Annotated in this window: 13 protein-coding genes; 5 read left to right on the top strand and 8 right to left on the bottom strand. The window is 71.5% G+C overall.

The annotated features are described in order from the left end of the window. The first annotated feature begins 10 nt into the window (after positions 1-10). The gene (locus DRV96_RS04330) at positions 11-2,173 is read left to right on the top strand and encodes a putative bifunctional diguanylate cyclase/phosphodiesterase (RefSeq protein ID WP_119288173.1); all 2,163 of its coding nucleotides are present in this window, start codon (positions 11-13) and stop codon (positions 2,171-2,173) included. A gap of 24 nt (positions 2,174-2,197) precedes the next feature. Here the strand turns inward: DRV96_RS04330 and mutS are convergent, their stop codons facing one another. The 4 genes from mutS to DRV96_RS04350 form a co-directional block, all read right to left on the bottom strand. Further along, complete coding sequence (gene mutS, locus DRV96_RS04335) at positions 2,198-4,804, bottom strand: DNA mismatch repair protein MutS (RefSeq protein WP_235823279.1); 2,607 nt, start codon at positions 4,802-4,804, stop codon at positions 2,198-2,200. Between the two features lie 49 nt (positions 4,805-4,853). Further along, positions 4,854-6,017, bottom strand: a complete 1,164-nt coding sequence (locus tag DRV96_RS04340; RefSeq protein WP_119288176.1) for a GGDEF domain-containing protein — start codon at positions 6,015-6,017, stop codon at positions 4,854-4,856. Between the two features lie 97 nt (positions 6,018-6,114). After that, positions 6,115-6,393 (bottom strand): cupin domain-containing protein, encoded by a 279-nt coding sequence (locus tag DRV96_RS04345; protein WP_119288178.1) that lies wholly within the window; start codon positions 6,391-6,393, stop codon positions 6,115-6,117. Between the two features lie 10 nt (positions 6,394-6,403). Further along, entirely contained in the window at positions 6,404-7,357 is a 954-nt protein-coding gene (locus DRV96_RS04350; protein ID WP_119288181.1) for an inositol monophosphatase family protein, read from the bottom strand. Positions 7,358-7,448: 91 nt separating this feature from the next. Between DRV96_RS04350 and DRV96_RS04355 the strand changes: the two genes are divergently transcribed. Both DRV96_RS04355 and cysE read left to right on the top strand, forming a co-directional pair. Continuing rightward, the gene (locus tag DRV96_RS04355; protein ID WP_235823280.1) at positions 7,449-8,207 is read left to right on the top strand and encodes an RNA methyltransferase; all 759 of its coding nucleotides are present in this window, start codon (positions 7,449-7,451) and stop codon (positions 8,205-8,207) included. A gap of 45 nt (positions 8,208-8,252) precedes the next feature. After that, on the top strand, positions 8,253-9,032 hold the full coding sequence (cysE, locus tag DRV96_RS04360) for a serine O-acetyltransferase (protein WP_119288183.1): 780 nt from the start codon (positions 8,253-8,255) through the stop codon (positions 9,030-9,032). Here the strand turns inward: cysE and mog are convergent, their stop codons facing one another. Then, a complete protein-coding gene (gene mog, locus DRV96_RS04365; protein WP_119288185.1) occupies positions 9,033-9,629 on the bottom strand; it encodes a molybdopterin adenylyltransferase in 597 nt (198 codons plus the stop codon). Next, positions 9,622-10,167 carry a ribosome biogenesis factor YjgA gene (gene yjgA / locus DRV96_RS04370; RefSeq protein WP_235823281.1) on the bottom strand — a complete coding sequence of 182 codons (546 nt, stop codon included), beginning with the start codon at positions 10,165-10,167 and terminating at the stop codon, positions 9,622-9,624. Before yjgA ends, mog begins: the two co-directional genes overlap by 8 nt. A gap of 66 nt (positions 10,168-10,233) precedes the next feature. On the opposite strand from yjgA, the gene pmbA reads away from it, so the two are divergent. Together pmbA and DRV96_RS04380 are read left to right on the top strand one after the other, a co-directional pair. Beyond that, positions 10,234-11,604 carry a metalloprotease PmbA gene (pmbA, locus tag DRV96_RS04375; protein WP_119288190.1) on the top strand — a complete coding sequence of 457 codons (1,371 nt, stop codon included), beginning with the start codon at positions 10,234-10,236 and terminating at the stop codon, positions 11,602-11,604. A gap of 224 nt (positions 11,605-11,828) precedes the next feature. Next, positions 11,829-12,908, top strand: a complete 1,080-nt coding sequence (locus tag DRV96_RS04380; RefSeq protein WP_119288192.1) for a TRAP transporter substrate-binding protein — start codon at positions 11,829-11,831, stop codon at positions 12,906-12,908. 156 nt (positions 12,909-13,064) lie between these two features. Here the strand turns inward: DRV96_RS04380 and DRV96_RS04385 are convergent, their stop codons facing one another. Both DRV96_RS04385 and DRV96_RS04390 read right to left on the bottom strand, forming a co-directional pair. After that, complete coding sequence (locus tag DRV96_RS04385) at positions 13,065-14,876, bottom strand: TRAP transporter large permease (RefSeq protein ID WP_119288194.1); 1,812 nt, start codon at positions 14,874-14,876, stop codon at positions 13,065-13,067. Beyond that, positions 14,876-15,481, bottom strand: coding sequence for a TRAP transporter small permease subunit (locus DRV96_RS04390; RefSeq protein WP_119288196.1), 606 nt, complete (start codon positions 15,479-15,481; stop codon positions 14,876-14,878). The genes DRV96_RS04385 and DRV96_RS04390 overlap by 1 nt, the downstream gene beginning before the upstream one ends. Positions 15,482-15,524: the final 43 nt, after the last annotated feature.

Consider the following 15,524-nt stretch of genomic DNA (forward strand, 5'->3'; position numbering starts at 1 on the left):
AACCGTGCGCATGGAAGCGGCCTACCTCGCGACCCGTCACGACCCGATGGTCGTCGCGCTGGCCTGCGCGCTGGCGGTGTTCGCGTCGTACGTGACGCTGGAGCTCGCGCGCCGCGTGCACGTCAGCGAGGGGATGCTGCGCATCGGCTGGTGGGCCGGCGGCGCGCTGACGATGGGCACCGGCGTGTGGGCGATGCACTTCGTCGCGATGCTCGGCTACGACGCCGGGCAGTGGCTGGGCTTCGAGCCGACGCTGACGGCGCTGTCGTGGCTCGCGGCGGTGGCCGCCGGCGGCGTCGCGCTGGCCGCCGCGGCGCGGCCGCGCATCGGCGCCTGGCACGTGCTCGGCGGCGCGAGCGCGATGGCGGCCGCCATCTGCGGGATGCACTACGTCGGCATGGCCGCGCTCGAGATGCTGCCGGGCATCGAGTGGGACCGTCGCTACGTGCTGCTGTCGGTCGTCGTCGCGTGGGCGGCGTCGGCCGCGGCGCTGTGGATCTTCGGGCGCCTGCGGCCGCTGCGCGGCGCGCACCGCATCCGCATGCAGGGTGCTGCGGCGCTCGCGATGGGGGTGGCCATCGCCGGCATGCACTTCGTCGGCATGGCGGCGGCGCGCATCCCGTCGGGCAGCGTGTGCGTGAGCGCCGACGGCCTCGGCGGCCGCGGCATGCTGCTGCTGGTGAGCACCGCGGCGTTCCTCGTGCTGACCGTGGCGCTGCTGCTGTCGCTGGCCGATGCGCAGCGCCAGCGCGGCGAGCGCCGGCTGCAGCGCACGCTGCAGGCGACCAACGCCGAGCTGCTGCAGGTCAACGCCGAGCTGCAGCGGCTGGCGTTTCGCGACCCGCTGACCGGCGTGTCGAACCGTGCACACCTGCTCGACCGGCTGCAGCACGCCTGCGAGCTGCTGGCGCGCGACGCGACGGACGCCGCGGCCGCGAAACTGGCGCTGCTGTACATCGACCTCGACGGCTTCAAGCCGGTCAACGACACCTTCGGGCACGACGCCGGCGACCGCCTGCTCGTCGAGATCGCGCAGCGGCTGCAGGGGCTGGTGCGCGACAGCGACACCGTGGCCCGCATCGGCGGCGACGAGTTCGTGCTGCTGCTCGAGAGCGACGACGCGCTGGCCAGCGGCGTGGCCTGCGCCGAGCGCGTGCTGCAGGCACTGCACCGGCCGTTCGAGATCGGCGTCGGGCAGTCGGTGCAGCTGTCGGCCTCGGTGGGCATCGCCGTGCATCCCGACCACGGCGCCGATGGCCACCTGCTGGCGCGCGCCGACATGGCGATGTATGCGGCCAAGCAGCGCGGCGGCGGTGCCTGGGCGGTCTACGACTCGCAGATGAGCGACGGCGCGAGCCAGCAGGTGATGCTGCAGCAGGCGCTGCGCGGCGCGATCGAGCGCGGCGAGCTGCAGCTGCACTACCAGCCCAAGATCGCCGCCGGCGACGGCGGTGTGCACGGCGCCGAGGCGCTGCTGCGCTGGTGCCACCCGCAGCGCGGCTGGATCAGCCCGGCGGTGTTCGTGCCGGTGGCCGAACGCTTCGGCCTGATCGGCGCGATCGGCCGCTGGGTGCTCGACGAGGCCTGCGCGCAGCTGGCGCGCTGGCGCGAGCAGGGTGTGCATTGCCGCGTCGCCGTCAACCTCAGCGCGGTGCAGCTGCGCCAGCCCGACCTCGTCGAGCAGGTCGCGCAGGCGCTGGAACGTCACGGCATCGAGCCCGCGTCGCTCGTGCTCGAGATCACCGAGACGGCGGTGATGGACGACCTGCAGCAGCAGGCGCAGCACCTGCAGCGGCTCGCGGCGCTCGGCGTGCGGCTGTCGATCGACGACTTCGGCACCGGCTATTCGAGCCTCGCGTACCTGCGCCGCCTGCCGGTGCGCCAGCTCAAGCTCGATCGCAGCCTGCTCGCCGACATCGAGACCGCGCCGGCGTCGCGGGCCATCGTCGAAGCCGTCGTGCGCCTGGCGCATGCGCTGGCCCTCGAAGTCGTCGCCGAAGGCGTCGAAACCGAGGCGCAGGCCCGCCTGCTGCGCGAGCTCGGCTGCGACGTGCTGCAGGGCTGGCATTACGCGCGGCCGATGCCGGCCGAGCGGCTCGCGGCATGGCTCGATGCGCGCCGTCGGGCCCCTGCCGAGCCGGCTGTGCCGGCCGTCGCCGAACTCAACGTCTGACGCACGCGCCGGCGGCGGCCGTCGTCAGTCCTTGCCGGCGCTCAGGGCCTTGAGCCGGTACAGCGCGTCGAGCGCCTGGCGGGGCGTGAGGGTGTCGGGGTCGAGGTCGGCGAGCGCGTCCTCCACCGGCGAGGCGGCCGGCGCCGGGGCGGGTGGCGGCGGTGCGAACAGGTCGACCTGCGCGGCACCGGCACGCTGCTGCGCCTCGAGCGCCTCGAGCGCGGCGCGGGCCTGGCGGATCACCGACGCGGGCATCCCCGCGAGCTGCGCGACCTGCACGCCGTAGCTGCGGCTCGCCGGGCCGGCTTCGATCTGGTGCAGGAACACGATGTCCTTGCCGGCGCCCTCGACGGCGCTGACGTGCACGTTGATCGCGCGCGGGTGCTTCTCGGGGAACGCGGTCAGCTCGAAGTAGTGCGTCGCGAACAGCGTGAACGCGCGGCAGCGGTCGTGCAGGTGGCTCGCGATCGCGCCGGCGAGCGCCAGCCCGTCGAACGTGCTCGTGCCGCGGCCGATCTCGTCCATCAGCACGAGGCTGTACTCGGTTGCGGCGTGCAGGATCGCGCTGGCCTCCGTCATCTCGAGCATGAAGGTCGACTGCGCGTTGGCGAGGTCGTCGGCAGCGCCGATGCGCGTGTGGATCGCGTCGATCGGCCCGAGCCGGCACGCGGCGGCCGGCACGTACGAGCCCATCGCCGCGAGCAGCACGATCAGCGCGACCTGCCGCATGAAGGTGCTCTTGCCGCCCATGTTCGGGCCGGTGATGACGAGCATCTTCGTCTTCGCGTCGAGCCGGCAGTGGTTGGCGATGAAGGCGCCGCCGCCGGTCTCGGCCAGCCGCGCCTCGACGACGGGGTGGCGCCCAGCCTCGATCTCGATACACGGGTGCGCGACGAACTGCGGGCGGCACCAGGCGAGCGTCGCGGCACGCTCGGCGAGCGCCGCCAGCGCGTCGAGCGTGGCCAGCGCGCGCGCGGCCGTGCCGAGTGCAGGCAGATGCGGCTGCAGCGCGTCGAGCAGCTGCTCGTAGAGCCACTTCTCGCGCGCGAGGGCGCGCTCCTGCGCCGACAGCGCCTTGTCCTCGAACGCCTTCAGCTCGGGCGTGACGAAGCGCTCGGCGTTCTTCAGCGTCTGGCGGCGCTGGTAGTCGGCGGGCACCTTGTCCTTCTGGCCGGCGGTGACCTCGATGTAGAAGCCGTGCACCTTGTTGTACTGCACGCGCAGGTTGGCGATGCCGGTGCGCGCGCGCTCGCGCGCCTCGAGGTCGAGCAGGAACGCGTCGCAGTTCTGCGCGATGCCGCGCAGCTCGTCGAGCTCGGCGTCGAAGCCGGCCGCAATCACGCCGCCGTCGCGCAGCAGCACCGCGGGCTCGTCGGCGATCGCGCGCGCGAGCAGCGCGTGGATCGACGGCGGCGGCTGCAGCGCGGCGTGCAGCGCGTCGAGCGCGGTGCAGCCCGACGGCGTCACGGCGCGCAGCGCCGGCAGCGCGGCCAGCGTCGCGCGCAGCCCGGCGAGCTCGCGCGGGCGCACCTGGCGCAGCGCGATGCGTGCCGTGATGCGCTCGACGTCGCTGACGTGGCGCAGCGCATCGCGCAGCGCGTCGAAGCCGTCGGCAATCAGCCGCTCGACGGCGTCGAGCCGCTCGACGGCCGGTGCGCGATCGCGCGGCGGGTGCGTGAGCCAGTGGCGCAGCAGCCGGCTGCCCATGCCGGTGCGGCAGGTGTCGAGCAGCGACAGCAATGTGGGTGCCTCGTCGCCGCGCAGCGTCTGCACCAGTTCCAGGTTGCGCACCGTGGCCGGCGGCAGGTCGAGCAGCTCGTGCGCGCGCTCGACGGCCAGCGTCGTCACGTGCGCGAGCGCCTGCCCCTGCGTGTGCTCGGCATACGCGAGCAGCGCGGCTGCGGCCGCGTGCGCGACCGGCAGGTCGGCGGCGTTGAAGCCGGCCAGTGTCGCGACCTTCAGCAGCTCGCGCAGCTTGCGCTCGCCGAGCGCGGCGTCGAACTGCCACGCCGGGCGCTTCGTGCGTGCGGCGCGGTGCTGCAGCACCGCAGCGGGCAGCTCGTCGCGGTCGACGAGGATCTCGGCCGGGTTCAGCCGCGCAAGCCAGCCGGCGAGCTCGGCCTCGCCGCACTCGGTGAGGCCGAGCCGTCCGCTGGCCAGCCCCAGCCACGCGAGGCCGAACGTCGCGCGCTGGCGCGCGAGCGCGACGAGCAGCGTGTCGGCGCGCTCGCTCATCAGCTCGCTGTCGGTGACGGTGCCGGGCGTGACGACGCGCACCACCTTGCGCTCGACCGGCCCCTTGCCGGCGCCGACCTCGCCGACCTGCTCGGCGATCGCGACCGACTCGCCGAGCTTGAGCAGCTTGGCGAGGTAGCTCTCGACCGCGTGCACCGGCACGCCGGCCATCACGACGGGCTCGCCGGCGCTCACGCCGCGCGTGGTCAGCGTGATGTCGAGCAGCCGGTGGGCCTTGCGCGCGTCGTCGTAGAACAGCTCGTAGAAGTCGCCCATGCGGTAGAACACGAGCGTGTCGGGGTGCTCGGCCTTGATGCGCAGGTACTGCGCCATCATCGGCGTGTGCGCCGAGAGATCCGGCGTCGCCGTCGGCGCGTTCGGGGGCGGGGCGCTCATCGCGGCGGGGATGTTATGGGAGCGGGCAGCGACTGCGGGCGCCACGACGTCAGGCCGCCTCGGCGCGGGCGCGGCCGCCGCGCTTGGCGCGGTACAGCGCCTCGTCGGCACGGCGCAGCACGTCGTCGATCGAGCGGTCGTCGGGCTGCCACGCGGCGACACCGACGCTGACGGTGACCGGCGGCACGCCGGGGTCGTCGGCGCCGGCGGTGGCCGCGACGATGCGGCGCGCGGTCACGAGGCCGTCGTCGAGCGGCGTCTCGGGCAGCAGCGCGACGAACTCCTCGCCGCCCCAGCGCGCGAATGCGTCGCTCGGGCGCAGCATGGCCTGCACGCGGCGCGCGAACTGCCGCAGCACGGCGTCGCCGGCGGCATGGCCGTGGCGGTCGTTGACGGCCTTGAAGTGGTCGAGGTCCATCAGCAGCAGCGAGAACGGGCGACCGTAGCGCCGGCTGCGTTCGAGCTCGTGGTCGAGCAGCGGCTGCAGCGCGCGGCGGTTGCGCGCGTGCGTCAGCGGGTCGTGCATCGCCTGGTGCTCGAAGCGCTCGCGCACGCTGTCGGACGCCCACAGCGCGAAGCCCAGCGCGATCATCAGGATGCCCACCGTGTAGCTGGCGGTGTATGCGGTCTGCACCCAGTGCGTGGCCAGCAGGTGATCCGCCTGCGGCGCCGGCACCGCGACCGCGTGCAGCCCGCGCCCGACGAATACCAGCCCCAGCAGTGCGAGCGCGACCAGCGTGAAGCTCTGCCCGACGTTGCGCCGACGCGCGGCACCGCGCAGGTGCCGCCCGAGGAACTGCGCGTGGTGGAGCACGATCGCGGCGAACAGGGCGACGACGACGACCAGCCGGTGGCGGAAGCTCGGCTCGACGTGGGTGAACCACGCGACGGCGGCCATCGCGGCCGCCAGCGCCGCGAGCCAGGCGCGCCACGGCATCGGTGCGCCGAAGAAGCGCCGCGTGCCGGCCAGGTGCAGCAGGAACGCCGTCGACAGCGTCGCATTGGCCAGCGTGATCGACAGCAGGTCGGGCACGCGGCCGCGCAGCCCGAACAGGATCGCCGCGCCGAACGCGAGCCAGGTGCCCTGCGTCCACTCGCGCAGCCCCGGCACCGGCTCGGGGATCGAGCGGCGCAGCAGCTCGAGCACCAGCGCCATCAGCGCGCCGAGCAGCGACCCCATCAGGATCAGCGTGCGGGGGTCGACGAGGCTCATCGCGGACGGCGCTCACCTCTGGCCGGGCGCTGCGCGCCGGCCCGACGGCCGCGCAGCGTCGACGGACGATCGCGGTGCCGCCGCGACGGGCGGCACGTCATGACCGGCGGGCGACCCAGAGCGTCGTTGCGTCGGCGCCGTAGCGTTCGGCGTGCGGCACGTCGCGCGCGAGCTCGAAGCGCTCGCCCGCGCGCAGGTGGCGCGTCGTGCCGTCGCAGGTCAGCCACATCTCGCCCGCGGTGACGATCGCCTGCACGGCGAACGGGTGCGTGTGGGTGTCGACCCCGCGGCCCGCAGCCCAGCGGCGCTCGAGCACGTCGTCGAAGCCGTCGGCACGTGCGCGCGCTTCGAACTCGGCGAAGGTCGGCAGGGCCATCGCGATCGGCTCAGAACGGCGCGCTGTCGTCGCGCGGTGTGCCTGCCTTGCGCACGCGCACGGCCTTCTTGGCCGCCGGGGCGCTCCCGGCGGTGGCCAGCGCGGCCGGTGGCGTCGCTGCCGCCGCCGGCAGCGTCGCGTCGGCGCTGTCGGCGGGGATCACGCGGGTGTAGGGCGCGAGCAGCTGCACGAGCTGGCCGTAGACCTTCGGGTTGCCGGCGACGACTTCGCGCTGGTACAGGAAGTCGGCTTCGCCGGTGAAGTTGCCGATCAGGCCGCCGGCTTCGGTGACCATCAGCGAGCCGGCGGCGATGTCCCACGGCGACAGCCCCGTCTCGAAGAAGCCGTCGTACCAGCCGGCGGCGACGTAGCACAGGTCCAGCGCCGCGGCGCCCGGGCGGCGCAGCCCGGCGCAGTGCTGCATGACCTCCTCGAACATCTTGACGTAGCGCTTGAAGTTGTCGCCTTTGCGGAACGGAAAGCCGGTGCCTATTAGCGCGTCCTGGATGCGCGTGCGCTTGCTCACGCGCAGCCGCCGGTCGTTGAGGAACGCGCCGCGGCCCTTGCTAGCGACGAACAGGTCGTTGCGCGCCGGGTCGTAGACGACGGCCTGCTCGACCTTGCCGCGGTACGAGAGCGCGATCGACACCGCGTAGACCGGAAAGCCGTGGATGAAGTTGGTCGTGCCGTCGAGCGGATCGATGATCCACAGGTACTCGCTGTCCTTCGCGCCGCGCTCGCGGCCCGACTCCTCGGCGAGGATCGCGTGGCCCGGGTAGGCGCCGAGCAGCGTGTCGATGATGGCCTGCTCGGCGGCGCGGTCGACCTCGGTGACGAAGTCGTTGGTGCTCTTGGTCGCGACCTTCAGCACGTCGAGGTCGAGCGAGGCGCGGTTGATGATCGCTCCGGCCGCGCGCGCCGCCTTGACGGCTATGTTGAGCATGGGGTGCAGCGACGTCGACATGGGCAGGCGGGGACAGTGGAGGAGCGATTTGGCAGAGGCAAAGAGCGCACGCGCGACAATCGCTGCGTGATGCCCGCTAGTGTACCGGCGCATGGCTGACGAACTCTCGAGCGACGCGTCGAGGACGTCGGCGACGCGCTTCGTGCTGATGCACCCGAGCCACCCCGGCAACGTGGGCGCCGCGGCACGCGCGATCAAGGTGATGGGCTTCACCGACCTGGTGCTGGTGCAGCCGCGCTTTGCCGACGTGCTGATCCGCGAGGAGACGGTCGCGATGGCCAGCGGCGCGGCCGACGTGCTGGTGCGCGCGCGCGTCGTGCCGACGCTGGCCGATGCGCTCGACGGCATCACCTACGCCTGCGCCACCGCGATGACGCCGCGCGACTTCGGCCCGCCTACCTTTGCCCCGCGCGAGCACCTGTCGTCGCTCGCCGGGCGCGGCGAACGCGTCGCCTTCGTGTTCGGCGGCGAGCGCTTCGGCCTCGCGAACGCCGACGTCTACCGCTGCCACGCGTGCCTGAGCATCCCGACCGCGCCGGGCTACGGCTCGCTGAACCTCGCGCAGGCGGTGCAGGTCATCGCCTACGAGTGGCGCCAGGCGCTCGGCGGCTTCGACGTCGAGTCGCTGCCCGTCGAGGGCGAGCTGGCCGACGCGGCGTCGGTGCAGCGGCTGCTCGAGCACTGGCAGCAGGTGCTCGTCGAGATCGGCTACCTCGACCCGGCGGCGCCGAAGAAGCTCGTGCCGCGGCTGAACCAGCTGTTCAACCGCGCACGCCTCACGCGCGAGGAAGTGCACATCCTGCGCGGCATCGCGCGCGCCGTCGGCCGGTCGCGAACCGGGCAGGGTTGAACGCGGCCGCATACACTGAGCGCCCGCTTGTCACGGCGTCGCACCATGTTCAGCCGCCTGCGTGAAGACATCGCCTGCATCCTCGAGCGCGACCCCGCGGCGCGCTCGTCGTGGGAGGTGCTCACGTGTTATCCGGGGCTGCATGCGCTGGTCTGGCACCGTGCCGCCCACGCGTGCTGGCGCCGCGGCTGGCTGTGGCTCGGCCGCTTCCTGTCGCACCTCGGGCGCATGCTCACCGGCATCGAGATCCACCCCGGCGCGACGATCGGGCGGCGCGTGTTCATCGACCACGGCATGGGCGTCGTGATCGGCGAGACGGCCGAGGTCGGCGACGACTGCACGATCTACCAGGGCGTCACGCTCGGCGGCACGTCGCTCACGAAAGGGGCCAAGCGGCATCCGACGCTGGGCCGCGGTGTCATCGTCGGCGCCAACGCGCAGGTGCTCGGCGGCTTCACGGTCGGCGACGGCGCGCGCATCGGCTCGGGTGCCGTCGTCGTCAAGCCGGTGCCTGCCGGCGCCACGGCGGTCGGCAACCCGGCGCGCATCATCGAGGCCGACGTCGACGCGCGGCGCGAGGCGGCAGCCGCCAAGATGGGCTTCTCGGCCTACGGCGTCACGCAGGGCGACGATCCGGTCGCACAGGCGATGAAGGGCCTCATCGACAACGCTGCCGCGCACGAGCACCAGATCGCGCTGCTGTGGCAGGCGATCGAGAAGCTCGGCTCGCGCACGCGCGAACTGCCGGCCGACGCGTGCGTGCCGCAGGACGCGCACACGACCGAAACGTTCGACGCCGAGCGGCTGAACCGGCTCGTCAAGTAGTCAGCCTGCCGCGCGCGCGGGGCGCACGGCCGACTTCGGCCGGAACGCCTTGCACACCTCGTCGTGCGTCTCGAGGTACGGCCCGCCGATCAGGTCGATGCAGTACGGCACCGCGGCGAAAATGCCGTGCACCGGCGGCTCGGCCTTCGGCAGACCTTCGAGCGTCTCGGCGATCGACTTGGGCTGCCCCGGCAGGTTGACGATCAGCGCGCGGCCGCGGATCACGGCGACCTGGCGCGACAGGATCGCGGTGGGCACGAAGCGCAGGCTGATCTGGCGCATCTGCTCGCCGAAGCCGGGCATCACCTTGTCGGCGACGGCGAGCGTCGCCTCGGGCGTGACGTCGCGCGGCGCCGGCCCGGTGCCGCCGGTGGTCAGCACGAGGTCGCAGCGCTCGACGTCGACGAGTTCGACGAGCGTCGCGCTGATCGTCGCCTGCTCGTCGGGGATCAGCCGCTCGACAAACGCGAGCGGGTTCTTCAGCGCGCGCTGCAGCCACTCGCGCAGCGCGGGCAGGCCCTTGTCTTCGTAGACGCCGCTCGAGGCGCGGTCGCTGACCGAGACGAGGCCGATGCGCACGGGGTCGAAGTCACTCATCGCCGATTCCGGAAGACGCCACGTGGGGCTTGATGAACTGGAACAGCTCGCGCCACGCGCGGCCGTGGCGCTGCTCGGGTGGCAGCACGGCGTCCTTGCGCGCGCTGCGCACGAGGCTGCGCAGCCGCTGCGCGTCGCACTGCGGGTAGGCGGCGAGCCAGCGCGTGATCGCGTCGTCGTCGCGCGCGAGCTCCTCGCGCCAGCGCTCGGCCTCGTGCAGCGCGAGCGCGTCGTGCGCGGCGCCGAGCTGCGACTGCGCGACCGCGTCGCGCAGCGGCTGCAGGTCCTCGCGCCGCATCAGCTTGCCGACGTACTGCAGCTGGCGCCGCCGGCCCTCGTGCGAGCGCGTGCGGCGCAGCGCGTGCAGCGCGTCGCGCAGCTCGTCGGGCATCGCGAGCGCGGCCAGGCGCTCGTCGGGCAGCGCGGCGAGCGCCTCGCCCAGCCGCTGCGCCTCGTGCGCCTGCTGCTTCAGCGCCGTCTTGCTCGTACGCTCGACGACATCGTCGTCGGCATCGGGGGCGGGGGCGTGACGTCGCATGGCGAGGCAGGGGGTGGGTATCATAGCTTTGGCCTTGCCGCCTCCCGTTGCCGATTCCACGCCTCCATGACCGCACCGACGCCCCCCGGGTTCAGCTACACGCGCGCGCAGTTCGAGCAGCTCGTCGACGACGCGCTCGCGATCGCGAAGCGCATCGGCGCCAGCGACGCGGCCGTCGAGGTGTCCGAAGGGGTCGGGCTGTCGGTGTCGGTGCGCAAGGGCGAGGTCGAGAACGTCGAGCGCAACCGCGACAAGTCGATCGGCGTCACCGTCTACCTCGGCCAGCGGCGCGGCAACGCGAGCACCTCGGACTTCTCGCCGGCAGCGCTCGAGCAGACCGTGCGCGCGGCCTACGACATCGCTCGCTACACCGCCGAGGACCCGGCCGCCGGCCTGCCCGACGCCGAGGATCTCGCCACGGCCGAGCAGGCCGCGCTGGACCTCGACCTGTTCCACCCGTGGGCGATCGACGCCGCCGGCGCGACCGAGCTCGCGCGCCGCTGCGAAGCCGCGGCGTTCGCGACCGACCGGCGGATCACGAATTCGGAAGGGGCGGGCGTGTCGGCGCAGCAGTCGCACTTCTTCGCCGGCAACACGCGCGGCTTTCGCGGCGGCTTCTCGAGCTCGCGCCACTCGCTGAGCGTCGCGCCGATTGCCGGCCGCGGCGACGCGATGCAGCGCGACTACTGGTACAGCTCGATGCGTCGCCCCGACGACCTCGCCGCCCCCGAAGCGGTGGGCCGCTACGCCGCCGAGCGCGCGCTGTCGCGCCTGGGCGCGCGCAAGGTGCCCACCTGCGAGGTGCCGGTGCTGTTCGAGGCGCCGCTGGCCGCCGGGCTGCTCGGCGCCTACGTGCAGGCCACGTCGGGCGGCGCGCTGTACCGCAAGGCGAGCTTCCTGCTCGACAGCCTCGGCCAGCCGGCGCTCGCGCCGCACCTCGACGTCGACGAGGACCCGCACCTGCGCGGCGGCAAGGGAAGCGCGCCGTTCGACGACGAGGGCGTGGCCACGCGGCAGCGGCGCGTCGTCGACGGCGGTGTCGTGCAGGGCTACTTCCTCTCCAGCTACTCGGCGCGCAAGCTCGGCATGCGCACGACGGGCCACGCGGGCGGCTCGCACAACCTGACGCTGGCCAGCCGGCTGACGCAGCCCGGCGACGACCTCGACGCGATGCTGCGCAAGCTGCACCGCGGCCTGTTCGTGATCGAGCTGATCGGGCAGGGCGTCAACTACGTCACTGGCGACTACTCGCGCGGCGCGGCCGGCTTCTGGGTCGAGGGCGGGCAGATCGTCCACCCGGTGCACGAGGTGACGATCGCCGGCAACCTGCGCGAGATGTTCCGGCGCATCGTTGCCGTCGGCGCCGACGCGTACACGACGGGCAGCAAGACCTGCGGCTCGGTGCTCGTCGAGAGCATGAAAGTGGCCGGCAGCTGACGCTGCACGCCGGTGCGCGGCCGATGCGCGCCGCCTAGGGGTCAACCCGAATTTCAGGCAACTTCAAGGTCGCGCGCCTAGTCTGTGCCGGTTCGACGCGACGGTCGTCGGCAGGGCGTGCGTCTGCCGGCGGCGCGCTGCGCGCGGGAAACCCCCGTTGGCGCGGCGGCACGCTTCGTTGAGCATCCCCAACCTCATCCCATCCTGTTCGAAGGAGCTTCTGAATGGAACGTAGAGCATTCGTGCGTGGTGCCGGTCTGGCCGGCGTGCTGGCTGCCGGCGTCGCCCCCGCCGTGCACGCGCAGGCGAACATCCGCTGGCGCCTGGCGTCGAGCTTCCCGAAGTCGCTCGACACGATCTACGGCGCTGCGGAGACCTTCTCGAAGAAGGTCAAGGAGATGTCCGGCGGCAAGTTCGAGATTTCGGTCCATCCGGGCGGTGAACTGATGCCGCCTTTCGGCGTCGTCGACGGCGTGCAAAACGCCACCGTCGAGTGCGCGCACACGGCCCCGTACTACTTCTTCGGCAAGGACGAAACCTTCGCGCTGGCCTGCGCGATCCCGTTCGGCCTGAACAGCCGGCAGATGACGGCCTGGATGTATGACGGCAACGGGCTGAAGCTCATGCGCGAGTTTTATCGCAACTTCAACATCATCAGCTTCCCGATGGGCAACACCGGGGCACAGATGGGCGGCTGGTACCGCAAGGAGATCAAGACGCTGGCCGACGTCAAGGGCCTGAAGATGCGCATCGGCGGCTTCGGGGGCAAGGTGCTCGAGCGCATTGGCGGCGTGCCGCAGAACATCCCTGGCGGCGAGATCTACCAAGCGCTCGAGAAGGGCACCATCGACGCCGCGGAATGGGTCGGCCCGTACGACGATCTGAAGCTGGGCTTCAACAAGGTCGCGCCTTTCTATCACTATCCGGGCTGGTGGGAAGGCGGCCCGCAGCTCGACCTGTACGTCAACACGAAGGCCTACGAAGGCTTGTCGGCGGAGAACAAGGCCATCCTCGAGAGCGCGGCGGCATACGCGCACACCGAAATGCAGGCCAAGTACGACGCTCGCAACCCGGCTGCGCTGCGCCAACTGGTGGCGGCCAAGACGCGCCTCGTCGCGATCCCGAACCCGGTCATGAAGGCGGCGTTCGACGCCGCGATGGGCCTGTACGGGGAACTGAACGCGAAGAACCCGAACTGGAAGAAGGTCTACGAGGACTACGCGAACTTCCGGCGCGAGCAGAACCTGTGGTTCCGTTTCACCGAAGCGAGGTTCGACGGCTTCATGCAGAGCGCTCGCCTCTGAGCGCGCGCCGGCACTCGGACGCCTTGGCGGTCAGGCCTTGCCCTTTGGGCGAGGCCTTTCTTTTTGGGACCTGCCGCGGCCGCTTGCAGGCTTGCGGTGCAGGTCGGCCGAGGTGTCCATCCCGGACCCGGCGCGCCGGCCGAGCCGGCAGCCTGCTCATCGCTTGCCGCCGGGGTCGTTGTTCGGGCTTTCCTCGAAGATCTTCATCGGGTCATCATCGTCCGCGCCATTCGACGCAGCGTCGCTCGCCGGCATGTCGGCCTCGGAGGCCGCATCCTGCGCATCGGCGGCGCCCGGAAAGCCCATCTCCTGCAGGGCTTTGTCGGCGTCGATCGTGTCCGTCTGCTCGATGCCGCCGGTGACGAGCTGCGGAAACGCGATCAGTGAGGTGACCATCACCAGCTGGATCGCGATGAAAGCGACCGATCCCTTGTAGATCTGCGTCGTCGTGACGGCGGGAATCGTTCGACTGGTGATGCGGTCGACGTAGTCGTGGCGCGCCGCGACGCTGCGCAGGTAGAACAGCGCGAAGCCGAACGGCGGCGTCAGGAACGAGGTCTGCAGGTTCATCGCGAGGATGATGCCGAACCAGATCAGCGCGAAGTCGGCCGGCACCCCTTCGGGCAGCAATGCCGGGAGGATCTTTGCCGCCACCGGCGCGAGCATCGGCACGACGATGAAGGCGATCTCGAAGAAGTCGATGAACATGCCGAGCACGAACACGAGCACGTTCACGACGATCAGGAAACCCATCGCGCCGCCCGGGATCTGGTCGAACAGGTGCTCGACCCAGATGTGGCCGTCGGCGGCGTTGAACGTGAAGCTGAAGACCGTCGAGCCGATGAGGATGAACAGCACGAAGGTCGACAGCCGCGCCGTGCTGTCCAGCGCCTGGCTCAGCAGCTTGAAGCCGAGCTTGCGTTTGGCCAGCGCCATCAGCAGCGCGCCGACGGCGCCCATCGCCCCGCCTTCGGTCGGCGTCGCGATGCCGAGAAAGATCGTGCCGAGCACGAGGAAGATCAGCACCAGCGGCGGGATCAAAACGAAGGTCACGCGCTCGGCCAGCCGCGACAGCAGCCCGAGCTTGAGCATGCGGTTGACGATCGCCAGCAGCAGCGCCAGCACGCTGGCCACCGTCATCGTCATGATGACGATCTCGTCGCGCGGCGCCGGGAGTTCGCGGCCGATCAGCGGGTTGAGGATGCGCTCGTGCTGGCTTTGCCACACCCACCCGGCGGCGGCGCAGATCGCCAGCAGCACCAGCAGCGAGCGGTGCCCGCTCGCGCCGCCGGGCTCGCGGTAGATGCGTGCCTCGGGCGGCAGCGCCGGCACCCACGACGGGCGCACGATCGCGACAGCGGCGACGAAGGCGAGGTACAGGCCGACGAGCAACAGGCCGGGCACGAGCGCGCCGGCGTACATGTCACCCACCGAACGGCCGAGCTGGTCGGCCAGCACGATCAGCACCAGCGACGGCGGGATCGCCTGCGCCAGCGTGCCCGAGGCGGTGATCGTGCCAGTGGCGATCGTGCGGTTGTAGCCGTAGCGCAGCATGATGGGCAGCGAGATCAGGCCCATCGAGATGACGGCTGCGGCGACGACGCCCGTCGTCGCGGCCAGCAGCGCGCCGACGAAGATCACCGCGATGGCCAGACCGCCGCGCACCGGTCCGAAGACCTGACCCACCGTCTCGAGCAGGTCCTCGGCCATGCCCGAGCGCTCGAGGATGATGCCCATGAAGGTGAAGAAGGGGATGGCCAGCAGCGTGTCGTTTTGCATGATGCCGAACACGCGCAGCGGCAGCGCCTGGAACATGTTGGCACCGAACAGGCCGACCTCGATGCCGATGTAGCCGAAAAGCAGTCCGGTGGCCGCCAGTCCGAAGGCTACCGGAATGCCGGTGAGAAGAAATACCAGGAGTCCCGCGAACATCAGCGGGACGAAGTATTGGGCGATGACACTGGCCATCAGCGTGAGCCTCCGGCCGCTGCTGTCTCGACCTTCGCGGCGAGCTCCTCGGCCAGCAGCTCCTCTTCGGTCTTGACGTGCTCGACCGTGAACGGCTCGGGACGTGCGCCGGCGAGGAAAGCCAGCCGCTTGATCAGCTCCGACACGGCCTGCAACGCGAGGATGCCGAAGCCGACCGGGATCAGCAGCAGCACTGGCCAGCGGATCAGGCCGCCAGCGTTCTGCGAGGTCTCACCGCTGGCCCAGGCGCGCGCGAACAGCGGCCAGCCGAGGTCGATCATGATCAGCGATAGCGGGATGATGAAGACGACGATGCCGATCGCGTCGATGATCGCATTGGTGCGCTTGGACAGGCGCGACGAGACGAAGTCGATGCGCACGTGCGCGTTCTTCTGCAGCACGTAACCGACGCCGAGCATGAACACGGCGGCGAACAGGTACCACTGGATCTCGAGCCAGGCGTTCGAGCCCACGTTGAAGACCTTGCGCAACACGGCGTTGCCGGCACTGATGAGCACCGACCCCAGAATCAGCCAGCGGATCAGGTGGCCGAGAACGCCGTTGGCGGCGTCGATAAGGCTGGAAAGCTTGAGCAGCGCGGACACCGGGTCTCCTCTCAGGTGGGCGTGGACGTCAGCTGCCGGCCGC

This window comes from Azohydromonas sediminis (assembly GCF_003574675.1).
In the GTDB taxonomy this organism is placed as follows: Bacteria; Pseudomonadota; Gammaproteobacteria; order Burkholderiales; family Burkholderiaceae_C; genus Calidifontimicrobium; species Calidifontimicrobium sediminis.